General features: G+C 69.1%; 14 protein-coding genes. 3 read left to right on the forward strand and 11 right to left on the reverse strand.

Annotation, left to right across the window (positions count from 1 at the left end):
• Positions 1–53: 53 nt before the first annotated feature.
• The 7 genes from ACIRG5_RS20435 to ACIRG5_RS20465 are packed head-to-tail and all read right to left on the reverse strand — an operon-like array spanning position 54 to position 7,608.
• Positions 54–743: a response regulator gene (locus tag ACIRG5_RS20435; protein ID WP_402906690.1), complete on the reverse strand. Its 690-nt coding sequence runs from the start codon at positions 741–743 to the stop codon at positions 54–56.
• Positions 740–3,256, reverse strand: coding sequence for a DUF4118 domain-containing protein (locus ACIRG5_RS20440; protein ID WP_402906691.1), 2,517 nt, complete (start codon positions 3,254–3,256; stop codon positions 740–742). The genes ACIRG5_RS20435 and ACIRG5_RS20440 overlap by 4 nt, the downstream gene beginning before the upstream one ends.
• Positions 3,234–3,761, reverse strand: a complete 528-nt coding sequence (locus ACIRG5_RS20445; protein WP_402906693.1) for a potassium-transporting ATPase subunit C — start codon at positions 3,759–3,761, stop codon at positions 3,234–3,236. Before ACIRG5_RS20445 ends, ACIRG5_RS20440 begins: the two co-directional genes overlap by 23 nt.
• 4 nt (positions 3,762–3,765) lie before the next feature.
• A complete protein-coding gene (gene kdpB / locus ACIRG5_RS20450; protein WP_402907089.1) occupies positions 3,766–5,730 on the reverse strand; it encodes a potassium-transporting ATPase subunit KdpB in 1,965 nt (654 codons plus the stop codon).
• A gap of 23 nt (positions 5,731–5,753) precedes the next feature.
• Positions 5,754–7,376, reverse strand: a complete 1,623-nt coding sequence (kdpA, locus tag ACIRG5_RS20455; RefSeq protein WP_402906694.1) for a potassium-transporting ATPase subunit KdpA — start codon at positions 7,374–7,376, stop codon at positions 5,754–5,756.
• Positions 7,376–7,474 (reverse strand): K(+)-transporting ATPase subunit F, encoded by a 99-nt coding sequence (gene kdpF / locus ACIRG5_RS20460; RefSeq protein WP_319979798.1) that lies wholly within the window; start codon positions 7,472–7,474, stop codon positions 7,376–7,378. Before kdpF ends, kdpA begins: the two co-directional genes overlap by 1 nt.
• A complete protein-coding gene (locus ACIRG5_RS20465) occupies positions 7,471–7,608 on the reverse strand; it encodes a hypothetical protein (RefSeq protein ID WP_402906696.1) in 138 nt (45 codons plus the stop codon). The genes kdpF and ACIRG5_RS20465 overlap by 4 nt, the downstream gene beginning before the upstream one ends.
• Positions 7,609–7,748: 140 nt before the next feature.
• Here ACIRG5_RS20465 and ACIRG5_RS20470 point away from each other — a divergent pair, with 140 nt between their 5' ends.
• Positions 7,749–8,369, forward strand: coding sequence for a uridine kinase (locus ACIRG5_RS20470; RefSeq protein ID WP_402906698.1), 621 nt, complete (start codon positions 7,749–7,751; stop codon positions 8,367–8,369).
• Positions 8,366–9,880: a hypothetical protein gene (locus ACIRG5_RS20475; protein ID WP_402906700.1), complete on the forward strand. Its 1,515-nt coding sequence runs from the start codon at positions 8,366–8,368 to the stop codon at positions 9,878–9,880. The genes ACIRG5_RS20470 and ACIRG5_RS20475 overlap by 4 nt, the downstream gene beginning before the upstream one ends.
• Here ACIRG5_RS20475 and ACIRG5_RS20480 read toward each other — a convergent pair.
• Complete coding sequence (locus ACIRG5_RS20480; RefSeq protein ID WP_402906701.1) at positions 9,877–10,722, reverse strand: alpha/beta hydrolase; 846 nt, start codon at positions 10,720–10,722, stop codon at positions 9,877–9,879. The genes ACIRG5_RS20475 and ACIRG5_RS20480 overlap by 4 nt on opposite strands.
• Positions 10,723–10,823: 101 nt before the next feature.
• Here ACIRG5_RS20480 and ACIRG5_RS20485 point away from each other — a divergent pair, with 101 nt between their 5' ends.
• Positions 10,824–11,666, forward strand: a complete 843-nt coding sequence (locus ACIRG5_RS20485; RefSeq protein ID WP_330276761.1) for a helix-turn-helix transcriptional regulator — start codon at positions 10,824–10,826, stop codon at positions 11,664–11,666.
• Here ACIRG5_RS20485 and ACIRG5_RS20490 read toward each other — a convergent pair.
• From ACIRG5_RS20490 to ACIRG5_RS20500, 3 genes are all read right to left on the reverse strand, one after another.
• Positions 11,648–12,607 (reverse strand): zinc metalloprotease, encoded by a 960-nt coding sequence (locus ACIRG5_RS20490; RefSeq protein WP_402906703.1) that lies wholly within the window; start codon positions 12,605–12,607, stop codon positions 11,648–11,650. The two genes, ACIRG5_RS20485 and ACIRG5_RS20490, sit on opposite strands and share 19 nt — an antisense overlap.
• 68 nt (positions 12,608–12,675) lie before the next feature.
• Positions 12,676–13,779 carry a winged helix DNA-binding domain-containing protein gene (locus tag ACIRG5_RS20495; protein ID WP_402906705.1) on the reverse strand — a complete coding sequence of 368 codons (1,104 nt, stop codon included), beginning with the start codon at positions 13,777–13,779 and terminating at the stop codon, positions 12,676–12,678.
• A gap of 15 nt (positions 13,780–13,794) precedes the next feature.
• Entirely contained in the window at positions 13,795–15,771 is a 1,977-nt protein-coding gene (locus tag ACIRG5_RS20500; RefSeq protein ID WP_402906706.1) for an MMPL family transporter, read from the reverse strand.
• Between the last annotated feature and the right edge of the window lie 23 nt (positions 15,772–15,794).

Consider the following 15,794-nt stretch of genomic DNA (forward strand, 5'->3'; position numbering starts at 1 on the left):
ATGATGACCTCTCTGTCACGATCGCACGGCAGCGGAGTTCCATGGAAGCGCTCTCACGCCCGCCCGTCAACCTCGAGGCGGTATCCCATTCCGGGCTCAGTGATCAGGTGCCGCGGGTGAGCCGGATCGTCCTCCAGCTTGCGCCGCAACTGGGCGAAGTAGACACGCAGGTACTGGGACTCGTTGACGTGCATCGGCCCCCATACCTCCTGCAACAGCTGTTTCTGCGACACGAGCCGGCCGGGGTTGCGCGCCAGGATCTCGACCAGGCCCCACTCGGTCGGCGTCAGATGCACCTCACGGCCGTCGCGGCGGACCTTCTTCACCGCCAGGTCCACGACGAACGACGACGTCTCGACCACCGGATCGCCCGCCTCCCGGGCGAGGTTGCGGCGCACGGCCGCGCGCAACCGGGCCAGCAGCTCGTCCATCCCGAACGGCTTGGTGACGTAGTCGTCGGCGCCCGCGTCCAGGGCCTCGACCTTGGCCGACGAGTCGGTGCGCGCGGACAGCACGATGATCGGGATCGTGGACCAGCCGCGCAGACCGGCGATCACGTCCACGCCGTCGATGTCGGGCAGGCCGAGGTCGAGCACGACCACGTCCGGCTTGCCCTCGACGGCCACGCCGAGCGCGGATTTGCCGTCGTAGGCCGTCATCACGTCGTATCCGCGCGCGCTGAGGTTGATCCTCAACGCCCGCACGATCTGCGGTTCGTCGTCCACTACCAGCACTGACGTCATCCGGAAGCCTCCTCGTAGGCGGGCAGGGAAATGACCACGGTCAGGCCGCCGCCCGGGGTGTCCTCGGCGCTGATCTCGCCGCCCATGGCCGCGGTGAAGCCCTTCGCGACGCTCAGGCCGAGCCCGACGCCCGGTGTGGCCGAGCGGTCTCCGAGGCGTTGGAACGGCGCGAACACCTTGTGTCCCGCCTTCTTCGGCAGTCCGGGGCCGTGGTCGACGATCCGCAGTTCGACGGAGGAACCGTGCGCGCTGGCCCGGACAGCCACCTCGGATCCGCCGTGCCGCACCGCGTTGTCCACGACGTTCGCCACCACTCGCTCCAGCAGCCCGAGGTCCGCGAGCACCGGTGGCAGGTGCTCGTCCACCACGACGGAGACGGCGTGCCGTTCGTCGAGACCGGCCAACGCCCGCGCCACCGCCTCGTAGTAGCTGACGGGCCGCAGCACCGGCTCCACCGACCCGGTGGCGAGCCGCGAGGAGTCCAGCAGGTTGTCCACCAGGCCGGTCAACCGGTCCGCGGACTCCTCCACAGTCGCCATCAGCTCCGACACGTCCTCAGTGGACAGTGGCAGCGACTCGTCGCGCAGGCTGCCGATCGCGGCCTTGATCGACGTCAGCGGTGTGCGGAGGTCGTGCCCCACCGCCGACAGCAGTGCCGTGCGCAGTTCCGAGGTCTCGACCTTGCGGTGCGCGTCACGCGTCTCGTCGGCCATTCGCTGCTGCCGCAACGCCATCAACGCCTGCCCGGCGGCCGCCTCCAGCACGCGCTGGTCGCTCGCGGGCAACACCCGGCCGCGGAGTGCCAGGTGGATGTCGGACGTCACCATCACGTCCGCGTCGGCGTCATCCGGTTCGTCGCACGGCCGCGGTCCCACGCATGCGACGCGTTCCCAGCCGCCGCCACGGCGTTCGAGCAGCGCTACCGACTCCAGACCGAAGTTCTCCCGGATCTTCTCCAGCAGCCGCGCCAGCGGATAGGGCGACGTGAGCACGGTGCGGGAGTAGGAAGCGAGCAACGCGGCCTCGGTCCGGGCCCGTGCGCCCTGCTCCCCCAGCCGTGCCGCCCGGTCGACGGTCAGCGCCACGACCGTCGCGACGATCACCATGGCTGCCAGCGTGATCACGTTCTCCGGCGACCGCACGGCCAGGCTGTAGTAGGGCTCGGTGAAGAAGAAGTTCAGCAGCCCGGCGCCGAGGACCGCGCAGAACAGCGCGGGACCCAGCCCGCCCGCGATCGCCACCACGCACGTGACCAGCAGGAACGCCACCAGATCGGTCGAGAGGTCCAGCTCGTCGCGCCACAGCATGCCGAGCCCCGTGACGGCGGCCGGCAGCACGAGCGACAGGCCCCAGCCGATCAGACGTCGTTTCAACGACAACGGGTCGGTGGTGACCTTCCACCGCAGACCGCGCCGCGACTCGTCGTGCGTGACCATGTGCACGTCGATCGCGCCGGACTCCTGCACGACGGCCGCGCCGATGCCCTCGTCGAACGCTCGCGCGACCCGTGACCTGCGCGAAGTCCCGAGCACGAGCTGGGTGGCGTTGACGCCGCGGGCGAACTCCAGCAACGCCGTCGGCACGTCGTCGCCGACGACCGAGTGGAAAGTAGCGCCGACGTCCTCGGTGATCTTGCGGGACCGGGCGATGTGCTCGGGCGTCGCGCCGGACAGCCCGTCGCCACGCATCACGTGCACCACGAGGAGTTCCGCGCCCGCCCGCACCGCGATCCTGCGTGCCCGGCGGATCAGCGTCTCGCTCTCCGGCCCACCGGTGATCGAGGCGACGACCCGTTCCCTGGTCTCCCAGGTGTCGGTGATCTCCTTCTCGCTGCGGTAGCGCTGCAACGCGACGTCGACCTGGTCCGCCACCCACAGCAACGCCAGTTCGCGCAACGCCGTCAGGTTGCCGAGCCGGAAGTAGTTGCCCAGTGCGGCATCGATCCGGTGCGCCGGATAAATGTTGCCGTGCGCCAAACGCCTGCGCAACGCCTCGGGCGTGAGGTCGATCAGCTCGACCTGCTCGGCGCGGCGGACCACCTCGTCCGGCACCGTCTCCCGTTGCCGCACACCGGTGATCCGTTCCACGACGTCGTTCAACGACTCCAGGTGCTGGACGTTGACCGTGGACAGGACGTCGATGCCCGCTTCGAGCAGTTCCTCGACGTCCTGCCACCGCTTCTCGTTGCGCGAGCCCGGCGCGTTGGTGTGCGCGAGCTCGTCGATCACCGCGACCTCGGGCTTGCGCGCCAGGATCGCGTCGACGTCCATCTCCTCGACTTCGAGGTCGCGGTGCCGGATCACCCTGCGCGGCAGCACTTCCAGGTCCTTGAGCAGGGAAGCGGTCTTGTCGCGGCCGTGGGTCTCCACGAGTCCGACGACCACCTCCGTGCCGCGCTCCCGGCGCCGGTGGGCCTCGCCGAGCATGGCGAAGGTCTTGCCGACGCCGGGAGCGGCGCCGAGGTAGATCCTCAGCTCTCCCCGGCGACCGTCAACTGGCGCTGTCGATGGCACGGTTCAGCGCAGTCACGTTGACGGTGGTGGTGAAGGTGCCGTGAGTGTTGGCGGCGACCAGCTCACGCACCTTCTCCACCGGCAGCCCGGACGCGCGCGCCACGCGGGGCACCTGCAACGCCGCGTACTCCGGGCTGATGTGCGGGTCGAGGCCGGAAGCCGACGCCGTGACGGCGTCCTGCGGAACCTGGCTCTCGGGCACGCCTTCGCGTTGCGCGATCTCGGTCCTGCGCTCGGCGACGACCAAGGTGTAGTCCTCGTTCAGCTCGCCCTTGTTCGACCCGCCGGACGCGGGCAACGTGGCCGCGGACGGACGTGGCACGAAGTACTGGTCCCCTTCGCGGGTGACGGCGACCAGCGTCGTGTCGGTGGCCTCCGCGTTGGCGTGCAGGCCGGGGAGCCGCGACACACCCCACACCGACAGCGGGTAGAGCACCCCGAGGAGCACCGTGAGTGCGAGCAGGATCCGCAGACCCGCCCACGACTGCTTCAGAAAGTTGTCCATTGGTTCAGCCGATCCCGGGAATGAGTCGCACGAGCAGGTCGATCAGCCAGATCCCGGCGAACGGCGTCACGACGCCGCCCAGGCCGTAGATCAGCAGGTTGCGCCGCAGCAGCGCCGACGCGCTGGACGGCCGGTAGCGCACGCCCTTCAGCGCCAGCGGGATCAGCGCCACGATGATCAGCGCGTTGAAGATCACCGCCGACAGGATCGCGGACTGGGGCGTGGCCAGGTGCATGATGTTCAGCTTGTCCAGCGCCGGGTAGATCGCCGCGAACATCGCCGGCAGGATCGCGAAGTACTTCGCGAGGTCGTTCGCCACGGAGAACGTCGTCAGCGCACCGCGGGTGATCAGCAACTGCTTGCCGATCTCCACGATCTCGATGAGCTTGGTCGGGTCCGAGTCGAGGTCGACCATGTTGCCGGCCTCCTTCGCGGCCGACGTGCCGGTGTTCATCGCGACGCCCACGTCCGCCTGGGCCAGTGCGGGCGCGTCGTTCGTGCCGTCACCGGTCATCGCGACCAGGCGCCCGCCCTCCTGTTCCTTGCGGATCAGGGCCATCTTGTCCTCGGGCTTGGCCTCGGCGAGGAAGTCGTCCACACCGGCCTCGGACGCGATGGCCTTGGCGGTCAACGGGTTGTCGCCGGTGACCATGACCGTGCGGATGCCCATCGCGCGCAGCTCGGCGAAGCGTTCCTTCATGCCGGGCTTCACGACGTCGGACAGCCTGATGACGCCGAGGACCCGGCCGTTCTCCGCCACGACGAGCGGAGTGCCGCCCTGACCGCTGATCTCGTCCACGATCTCGCGGGCCGTGTCGGTCAGCTCGAACGCGGACGCGGCGCCCTTGCGGATGCTGCGGTCGCCGAGGTCGATGCCGGACATGCGGGTCTGCGCGGTGAACGGCACGAACTCGCCGGTCCTCTCGTGCTCACTGGCCGGTTGGCCGCCCGCGAGTTCGAGGATGCTGCGGCCTTCCGGGGTGTCGTCGGCCAGGCTCGCCAGCCGGGCGGCCGCCACGAGCGTCTCGTGGGAGGTCGGACCGACCGGGATGAACTCGGTCGCGCGCCGGTTGCCCCAGGTGATCGTGCCGGTCTTGTCGAGCAGCAACGTGTCGATGTCGCCCGCTGCCTCGACCGCCTTGCCGGACGTCGCGAGGACGTTGCGCTGCACCAGCCGGTCCATGCCCGCGATGCCGATCGCACTGAGAAGCGCGCCGATCGTCGTGGGGATCAGGCAGACCAGCAACGCGGTCAGCACGACCACCGACTGCTCGCCGCCGGAGTAGATCGCGAACGGCTGCAGCGCCACCACCGCGAGCACGAAGATGATCGTCAGCGTGGACAGCAGGATCGTCAGCGCGATCTCGTTCGGCGTCTTCTGCCGTTCCGCGCCTTCGACCAACGCGATCATGCGGTCCACGAAGGACTCGCCGGGCTTCGTCGTGATCCTGACGACGATCCGGTCCGACAGCACGGTCGTGCCGCCCGTGACCGCGCACCGGTCGCCGCCGGACTCGCGGATGACGGGCGCGGACTCGCCGGTGATCGCCGACTCGTCGACGGTCGCGATGCCCTCGACCACGTCACCGTCGCCGGGGATGACCTCGCCGGCCTCCACGACCACCAGGTCGCCGATCTTGAGCTCGGTACCGGCCACGACGTCGCCGTTGAGCATGCGGGCGACGGCATCCTTCTTGGTCCTGCGCAGCGAGTCTGCCTGTGCCTTGCCGCGCCCTTCCGCGACGGCCTCGGCGAGGTTCGCGAACAGCACGGTGAACCACAGCCACAGCGCCACCGCGACGGTGAACACGCTCGGGTCGGTCGCCGCGAACACGGTGACCAGCAGCGACCCCACCCAGACCACGAACATGACGGGGCTGCGCAACTGGTGGCGCGGGTGGAGCTTGCGCAACGCCTCCGGGATCGCCGCGGCGATGCTGGGCTTGGCAGGTGTCTTCTCCTGTGCCACAGCCGGTTTCTGAAGGGTGGTGGTCACAGCAGTGCCTCCGCGATGGGACCGAGGGCGAGAGCGGGAACGAACGTCAGCGCGGCGACCAGGACGATCGCGCCGGTCAGCAGCGTCGCGAACAACGGCCCGGTGGTGGGCAGCGTGCCCGCCGTCACCGGCACCTTCTTCTGCGCCGCAAGGGATCCGGCGAGCGCCAGCACCGCGACGATCGGGATGAACCGGCCGAACAGCATGCACAGGCCGAGCGACGACTGGAACCAGTCGTTCGTCACGGTGATGCCGGCGAAAGCCGACCCGTTGTTGTTCGACGCCGACGCGTAGGCGTAGAGGATCTCCGACAGCCCGTGCTCTCCCGGGTTGTTCAGCGCGCCTTGGGTGCTCGGCAGGATCGCGGCGATGCCCGCGCCGATCAGCAGCACGGTCGGCATCGCGAGGATCGACACCGCGGCGGCCGTGACCTCCTTGCGCCCCAGCTTCTTGCCCAGGTACTCGGGCGTGCGGCCGACCATCAGGCCCGCCAGGAACATCGCGATGATCGCCATCACCAGGATGCTGTAGAGCCCGGTGCCGACACCGCCCGGCGTCATCTCGCCGAACAGCATGTTCAGCATCGCCGCGCCGCCGCCGAGCCCCGTGTAGCTGTCGTGCAACGAGTTGACCGCGCCGGTCGACGTGCCCGTCGTGGAGTTGGCGAACAGCGCGCTGGCCGGGATGCCGAACCGGAGTTCCTTGCCCTCCAGGGGCCGTAGGCCGTTCGCCTCCGCGGCCCAGATGATCCCGAGCATGGCCGTCCAGATGACGCCCATGACGCCGAGCAGGACGTACCCCTGCTTCTTGTTGCCGACCAGCTGACCGAACGTGCGGGTGAGCGCCACCGGGATCATCAGGAGCAGGAAGATCTCGATCAGGTTCGACCACTCGTTCGGGTTCTCGAACGGGTGCGACGAGTTCGCGTTGAGCACACCGCCACCGTTGGTGCCGAGCTCCTTGATTGCCTCCTGGGACGCCACCGGCGCGTTCGCGATCGCTTGGCCGTCAACGTCCACACCGGACTTGAGGCTCATCGTGACGCCCGTGATCACCAACACGATCGCCGCGATGAACGCGATCGGCAGCAGGATCCGGATCGTGCCGCGGACGAGGTCGACCCAGAAGTTGCCGAGCCGGTCGGTCTGGCTGCGCACGAAACCGCGGACCAGGGCGACGGCGACCGCCAGACCGACCGCGGCCGACACGAAGTTCTGCACCGTCAGACCGATCATCTGGACCGTGTGACCCATGACGGCTTCCGGCACGTACGACTGCCAGTTCGTGTTCGTCACGAAGCTGATCGCCGTGTTGAACGCCATGCCCTCCGGCACGTTGCCGCGGTCGAAGTTGAACGGCAGCACGGACTGGATCCGCTGGATCACGTACAGGAACACGATGCCGACGAACGAGAAGCCCAGCACGCCGTACGCGTAGGTGCTCCACTTCTGCTCGGCGTCCGGGTTGATCCGCGCGAACCGGTAGATGGCCTTCTCGGCTCTTGAGTGGCTCTTCGCGGTGAACACGCGGGCCATGTAGTCGCCGAGGGGCCGGTACACGACCGCGAGGGCCGCGACGAGGATGCCGACCTGCAGGAGGCCGGCCACGAGAGGTGACATCAGAACTTCTCCGGCCTGACGAGTGCGATGAACAGGTAGACGATCAGCGCGAGCGCGATCACACCGGCGACGGCGTTCGCGACGAGTCCCGTGCTCACAACTTCTCCAGTCCACGCACCGTCAGGCCCAGCACGACGAAACTCCCGATCAGCAGCAACGCGTAGGCCAGGTCGGCCATGACGCCGCTCCCTTCAACGACAAAGGATTCTTGATGACGCTCGGAAGCGTGCATCACGAAATGCCTGATCAGGGGGTGCCTGACAGCGTCCTTACGGGGTCGGGCCCGGCTTTTACGCGTTCTTGAGGCCGGGGAGACCTGGGTCTCATCCGATAGGGCCTGTGGCGGTCACGATGTGTGAGAACGTCGATGCCATGACGCGCGCGGAAACGCTCGGCGAAGTCGCCGATCTGCTGCCTTCCCGAGGCCTGGTCGGGGTCGACGGGGTCGACGGCGCGGGCAAGACGACGTTCTGCGACGACCTGGCTCAGGTGCTGCGCTCCAGGGGCCGCGAGGTGGTGCGCGCATCCGTGGACGACTTCCACCACCCGCGCGCGATTCGCTGGCAGCGCGGGCGGGCGTCACCGGAAGGGTTCTTCCTGGACAGCTACGACTACGAGCGCTTCACCGGCCTCCTGCTCGCGCCGTTCGCGGCCGGGCAGCCGTTCCGGCGGGCGAGTCACGACCTGGAGACCGACGAGTACGTGGACGCGTCGGCCGAGGTCGCGCCGCCGTCCGCGCTCCTGCTGGTGGACGGCATCTTCCTGCACCGCGACGAGCTCGTGCGGCACTGGGACTTCTCGGTGTTCCTGGACGTCGGCTTCGCGGTGTCGGTGGCGCGGATGGCCGTGCGCGACGGCAGCCCGCCCGATCCGGACGACCCCCGCAACCGCCGCTACGTCGAGGGGCAGCGCCTGTACCTGGCGCAGTGCGACCCGGTGGCGCGGGCGAGGCTGCTGATCGACCACCGGGACGTGATATCCACTCGCGCGTGATCAACCCTGTGAGCCGCAACGAGACGTGGCACCGCCCTGCCAGAGGCGGCCATCCGGACCCCTTGAAGATGCTCGGGTACGTCTGGCCTGTCGTCGAGGAGTTGCGGAGCAGGCCTCGCGAGGACTGGCCCAGTCCGGACGCGTTGACGGAAGCCCTGGTGGAGCTGGCGGAGTGGTTCGAGGAGTGCGGCTGGGACGACTTCGCGTTGCGGACGCACCACGAGGTGCTGGAGTTCCGCCGGGAGGCCGGTGACGCCGAGAAGCTGCGGCGCGTCCTGACGTTGATGCGCGACAACCTCATGCGGCAGGAGCGGTATGAGGAGGCGCTGGAGGTCACGCAGGAGGAACTGCCGCTGGCGCTGCTCCTGGCCGTGCCGGGTCACAGCAGCACGGGGATCGCCAACACGGCCAGGTACTGGGTCACCAACCTCCTCGGCAGGCTCGGCAGGCACGCCGAAGCCGCAGAGAACGCCCGCGAGGCCGTCGCCGAGCTAGACGGCCAGGAGTTGGTACCGCACCGGCTGCCGGGCTACGACCTCGCGCACGCGTGGCTGGAGTACGCGCACCGTCTCGCGACGATCGGCGACTACGAGCAGGCGGCGGAGTGGACCGCGCTCAGCGCGGCGTTCTGGCGGCACCGCGGTCCGGGTCGGAACATCAACGGCCACGCCGCTTTCGAGGAGCTCGGCCTTCTGCAGGTGCGCCTGGGCCGGTTCGAGGAGGCACGCGTGTCCGCCGACGAGGCCGTGGCCGTTCTGCGGGAGCACGCGGAGGAAGAGGGCGACCGGCAGTCGCTCGACGACCTCGCCGGAGGACTCCACAACCACGCCAACCGCCTGCGCGACCTGGGTTTCCTCGCCGAGGCGCTGGAGGCCGCCCAGGAGTCGGCCGACCGTTACCGCGAGATGCTCGCGGCCACCGAAGGCCGTGCCATGGTGATGAGGGCGGAGCTGCGGCTCTCGGTCGCGCTCGTCAGTCTGGGCAGCAGGCTGCACGACGCCAGCAGGCTCGACGAGTCGCTGGCCGCCAGCGACGAGGCCATCTCCCTCGCGACCAAGCACGAGGACCGCGAGCTCGGCCGCCAGACGCTCGCGCGTGCGTGGAACAACCGGGCGAGCCTCCTGATCACGCGCCGCTCGTGCGCCGAAGCCGCGGAGGCCGCCGCGAAGAGCATCGAGCTGTACCAGACGGCGGACGGCAAAGCCATGGCGCGCAACACCTTCGCGCTGGCCTCGGCGCACGCGGGCGATCTCGACCTCGCGCTGGAGGCGTCACTCCGGTCGGTGGCCCACTACCGGGAACAGCACGCCCGCGACCCGTACGAGTACGGCTACCTGCTGGCCGACGCGCTGTGCGACCACGCGCTGATCCGCGGCCTGCGCTCGGAACATGCCGAGGCCGGGGCGGCGATCAGCGAATCCCTTGCGGCGTACGAGGAACTCGCCGCGCACAACCCCGGCCGCTACCGGCGTGAACTGGACCGAGCCCGGTCGGTCGCCACCCGGATCTAGAGGTTCTTCGCGAAGAACTCGGTGACCCGCTCGACGACCTGGGGCACGTACCTGTCGTACAGGTCGACGTGCGTCGCGCCGTCGACCCAGTGGAACTCCTTGGGGCCGCCCGCTTTCTGGTAGGCCTCCACGCTCATCCACGACGTGACCGCCTCGCGCCCGGCCACCAGCAGCAAGGGCCGCGGCGCGATCAGGTCGACGGCGCGGAACGCGTCGAACGCGGCGATCCTGCCGACGCTGCTCCACGTCACCGTCTTGGCTGAGCGCGGGTGCTCACCACGCGGTGTGCAGTAGTACTCCCAGCCCTCGTACGAGTGCGGGCCACCGGCGCGGGCCTGCTCACCGGTCTCCGGGAACAGCGTGAAGCCGCCGTCCCGCACCTGGTCCAGCATCCCCTGCAGCACGGCGGGATCCTGGGTGCCGTCGGCGCCGAACCGGAACTGGCGGGCGATGTCGGCCAGGCTGACGGTGGCGATCGCCCTGATCCGGTGATCGGTCCCGGCGGCCGCCACCCCGTACCCGCCGGACGCGCAGATGCCGAGCACGCCCACGCGTTCGTCCTCCTCGCCGAGGAACTTCGCGGCCGCACGGATGTCCTCGACCCGTTGGAACGGGTCCTCCAGGCCGCGCGGCTCTCCCGCGCTCTCGCCCTGGTAGGCGGCGTCGAACGCCAACGCGAGAAAGCCCTGTTCAGCGAGCTGCTGTGCGTACAGTCCCGCGGTCTGCTCCTTGACGCCGGTGCCGGGGTGCCCGACGACGATCGCTCCGCGCGGAGCGCCTTCCGGCCGGTGGAGGTGGCCGGCGATCTCGAGTCCGTTGCTGGGGAAGGTCACGTTGTCCATGTCCACCACGGTCGTCCCGCGAGACCGGCACAACCAGGGACGCCCCAGCCTATGCACACCAGTACCAGGCACACGTCCCCGCAAACACGGACACTGGAGGCATGACCGACCTGGGCGACTTCCTCCGCACCCGCCGTGCCGCGGCCGACCCGCGACGCGCGGGCTTCCCCGACGACGGCAGGACCCGCCGCGTCCCGGGGCTGCGCCGCGAGGAACTGGCCCAGCTCGCGCACGTGAGCGTCGACTACGTCGTCCGGCTGGAACAGGGCCGCACCAACCGGGTGTCCCGCACCGTCCTCGACGCACTGGCCGACGCGCTCCAGCTGGCCGCGGACGAACGCGACTACCTGTTCACGCTCGCCGATGTCGCCCCTGCCAGGCAGGACGCCGCTCCTGAGGTCGCCGGGCGGTTGCAGCAGCTGCTGGACGGCATGCCGGACATCCCGGCGATGGTCCTGCACCGCCGCATGGACGTTCTCGCCTGGAACAGCGCGGCGTCCGCGCTTCTGACGGACTTCGGCGCTCTGCCCGCGCCGGAACGCAACCTGATCCGGCTGACGTTCCTCGACCCGGCGTTCCGCGCTCTGTACGGCGACTGGGAACGCTCGGCGCAGGAATGTGTTGCGGTGCTTCGGATGGAGGCGGGCCGCACCCCGCACGATCGCGCGCTCGCGTCGCTGGTGGGCGAACTGAGCGTGAAGGACCTGGACTTCCGCACGTGGTGGGCGACGCATCAGGTGCGCGGGCCGCGTCAGCTCGTGAAGACCTACCACCACCCGGTGGCCGGCACGCTGACCCTCGACGTGCAGCAGTTCACCGTGGACACTCATCCCGACCAGCTGCTCGTCGCGTACACCGCGGCGAACGACGCGTCACGGGAGGGCCTGCGCTTCCTTCTGCTGTCGGCGCAGGCCCTCCCGTCAGATCACTTGCCGGCGCGGTAGGCCGTCCAGGCGCTCTGCATGCGGGTGTTCTGACCAGGGGTGAACTGGTTGTAGCAGTCGTCGAAGGAGTAGTCCATGTAGTTGTGGATCGGGTCCAGGCCCGTCCGCGAGCAGGAGTCGCGGCCTTCCGGGCAGCCCGAGGTGGAGCTGGTCTGCGCCGGGGTGTCCGCGACCTCGTCGTTGGTCGCGGTGCAGCCGCCCTGGAAGGTGTGCCAGAGGCCCATCCAGTGGCCGACCTCGTGCGTCACGGTCTTGCCGAGGTTGAAGTTGACCTCGGAGCCGCCGGGAACGGTGGCGTAGTCGACGACGACGCCGTCCATCTTCGGGTCGCCCTTGTACCAGCTCGGGAACGTCGCGAAGCCGAAGCCGTCGATGTCGGTGAACCAGATGTTGAGCGTCGCGGCCGTGCCGACGCGGGTCTGGGTCTTCATCTGACGCTCGGTGCCGGCGTTGTCCGCGCCACCGTTGAACCAGGTGTTGTTCGTGTAGCGCTTGGTCTGCTGCAGCACGAACTTGAAGCCCGTCTTCGCCGCCGCGCTCGACTCCACGCCCGCGAAGCCGTCGTTGAGGACCTTGAGCTGCTTGGTGAGGGTGGCGTCGGTGATCGCGCCCTTGCCCGCCGAGGTGGTCACGACGTGGAAGACCACGTTGATCGTGCCGCCCGCCAGCGCGCTGAACTCGCCGAGCGAGTTGTTCTTGGAGATCTTCGCGCGCAGGTCCGCGTTCATCTGGGCGGCCTGGGCGTCGGAGATCTCGTTGCGGTCGTGGCCGGTGCTGCCGGGCCTGCCGCGAGCAGCCGAGTGCTCGTCAGCGTGCGTGTCGACGCACTCGGCCGAACCGACGGCGGTCGCGGCAGGGGTGCCGCCGAGCAGGGTGATCGCGCCGGCGGCGAGCAGACCGGCGGCGAACGCCGGCAGCACGCGCATTCTCGTGAGAGACATTGAACTTTCCTCCATGCAGGGTGGAGGAATAGTGACTCACGCACGGTCCTTTGTGGATCTTGACGTATTCACACAGTACGAACGTCGTGAGCCGGAAGGCCGCTCCACCACCGTGCGTAACGTTTGTACACCTGCGGTTCGCGATCACCGAGGAGCTTGCGCAGTGCCGCGGCCTCCTCCGCCAGTCCGGCCCATTGTTCCTCGTCAAGGGCGTGGAACGCGGTCGCCTCCACGCCTCCGTCCTCGGTGGGACGCCACACTCCGGCCACGTGGCCGTCGACGAGAAGTGTCGGCAGCGTGTCACCGTTGTTTCGGATGACGAGCTTGCGATATTCATTCGGAATGATCCGGCTGCGGTCGGCGTAGGCCAGCAACGTGCTGTCCCACATGGCCATCAGTCGTGGCGGCGCCGGGGTGTCTTCGTCCGGGATTGTCCGATTCGGAATGTCGTAGTGATCGCCGTGCTTCACCAGATCCAGCAACGCCAGCGCTTCCCGGATCGTGGTGCGCGGCAGCATGCTGAACTGGTTCATGTCGAGGACGGTCGCGGGCCCGAACCCGGTGAGGTAGCGCCGCAGCATCTCCGCGACGGCCGCCATCCGTTCGCGGGGCTCGGCCGCCACGGCCAGATAGGACGGCCGCAGCCCGAACGACCACGGCCCGCCCGTCGGCGCGTGCACGAGACCGCCGTAGGTCCGCAGCGCCCACCACACGCCGGGCTCACCGACGTCGCCGACGTGCGAGTGCAGCAGTTCCTCGATCTCCGCCTTCTGCCGGGGCGTCGCCGCGAACTCCAGCAGGTGCTCCAGCAGCGCGTCGGCCTGTTCGATCGTGACGTTCATGGCCTTGAACCGCTTGTCGTACAGCCGTGACGCCCTCAGGGCGGGCAGCATCGCGTGGTGGAACACCTCGTGGTCCGCGGCCGTGACCGCGTGCAGGGTGATCCGCATCAGCGATGCCTTGCGGACCACCCCGCTCGCGAACGCCTCGTCCAGATCCGCGGGGTCGAAGCCCTCGATCCGGTTCCACAGCGCGATGTAGGGCGACGCGGGTTCCTGAGCCTGGATCGCCACGACCCGGTCCACGGCCGTCAGCAGGTCAACCGGTTCGCGCCCCCGCAGCATCTGCCGGTCGAGCGTGGCGCGGTTGAGCTGACGAGCCGTGAAGGTCATGCCGGGAATCCTGACTCACCGCAGCTTCGACGGCCACCAGATTCGCCCGCCGATGTCGACCGACAGCGCCGGCACGAGCAAGGACCGCACCAGTAACGTGTCCAGCAGGACGCCGAACGCCACGATGAACGCGATCTGCGTCAGGAACAGGATCGGCAGCACGGCCAGCGCCGCGAACGTGGCCGCCAGCACCACACCCGCCGACGTGATCACGCCACCGGTCAGGCTGAGACCCCTGAGCGTGCCCTCGACCGTGCCGAGCTGCTGGGTCTCCTCGCGGACGCGGGTCATCAGGAAGATGTTGTAGTCGATGCCCAGCGCCACGAGGAACACGAACCCGAACAACGGCACCACGGGATCGGCGCCGGGGAAGTCGAAGACGTGGTTGAACACCAGCGCCGAGACGCCCATCGTGGCCGCGAACGACAGCACGACGGTCGCGATCAGCAGCAACGGCGCCAGCAACGACCGCAGCAGCAGGGCCAGGATCAGGAAGATCACGAGCAGCACGATCGGGATGATCAGCGCCCGGTCGTGCTCGGACGTCGTCCTGGTGTCGAGCAACGTCGCCGTCGGCCCGCCCACCTTCGTTCCGTCGATGCCGTCCACGGCCGCACGAAGCCGTTGCACGGTCTCGACCGCGGCATCGGAGTCCGGCGCGTCCTTCAGCGTGGCCTCGATGCGCACGAGCCCGTCGGCCGTTCCGGAGGGCCGCACGTCCGCGACACCGTCCACCTTGGACTTCTGCACGACCTCGGCCGTGCTGCTCTCGGCGGTGATGATCACGGTCGGTGAGCCGGTGCCGCCGGGGAAGTGCCGCGACAGCACCTCCTGGCCCGCAACGGATTCGACCGGCGTCAGGAACACGTCGGACTGCGCGGTGCCGGACGCCTTGAGCTGCGGCAGGAACGCGGCGCCCGCGAGCAGCACGAGCGACGTGACGATCCAGATCGCGCGAGGCCTGCGCCGCACCAGGTTCGCGACGCGGCCCCAGAGCCCGCTGGTCTCGGGGTGCTTCGAGCCGAACTTCGGTGCGAACGGCCAGAAGGCGCCACGTCCGAGCAGGGCCAGCGTCGCGGGCAGGAACGTCATCGTGGTCAGCAGCGCGGCGCCGATGCCGATGGCCGCGACCGGGCCGAGGCCCTTGTTCGAGTCGAGGTCGCTGAACAGCAGGCACAGCACGCCCAGGATGACCGTGCCGGCCGAGGCCGCGATGGGTTCGATCGTGCCGCGCCAGGCCGTGCGGATGGACTCGTACTTGTCCTGCGTGTCACGCAGTTGCTCGCGGAACCTCGACACCAGCAGCAACGCGTAGTCCGTCGCGGCGCCGAAGACCAGGATCGAGAGAATGCCCTGGCTTTGGCCGTTCAACGCCAGCACGTCGTTCTTCGCGAGCAGGTACACGACGAAGCTGGCCAGGCCGAGCGCGAACACCGCCGACACCAGCACGACGAGCGGCAGCAGCGGACTTCGGTAGACCACCAGCAGGATCAACGCGACCACGGCGCCCGCGACGATCAGCAGCAGTCCGTCGATCCCGCCGAACGCCTCGACGAGGTCCGCTACCTGCGCGGCCGGGCCCGTGACCAGCACCGTCAGCCCTTGGGGAGCGCTGCGTGTGCCGTCTCGCAGCTCGAAGACCGAGTCCTTGACGTCCTTCGCCGGGTCGAGCAGCACGACGACCTGCGCGGCCTGGTCGTCGTTCGGCGAGGGGATCACCGGGGACGCCTGGAAGCCCTTCACCTCGTCGGCGAGGTAGCGCTTGTCCTCTTCGGTCAGTCCGCCGGACCGTTCGATCACGACGATCGCCGGGATCGCGTTCTCGCGCTGGAACTTCTTCTGCAGCTCGGCGACCTGGGTGGACTCGGCCGAGTTGGGCAGGAACGCACTGCTGTCGTTCTCCGCGACCTCCGACAGCTTGCCCGCATACGGTCCGGTGAAGCCGCCCAGGGCCAGCCAGACGACGAGCAGGACGCCGGCAAGGACTCGCATCAGATATTCCTTCGATCGTCAAA

The sequence above is a fragment of the Lentzea sp. NPDC102401 genome (assembly GCF_044765805.1).
Classification (GTDB): Bacteria; Actinomycetota; Actinomycetes; order Mycobacteriales; family Pseudonocardiaceae; genus Lentzea; species Lentzea sokolovensis.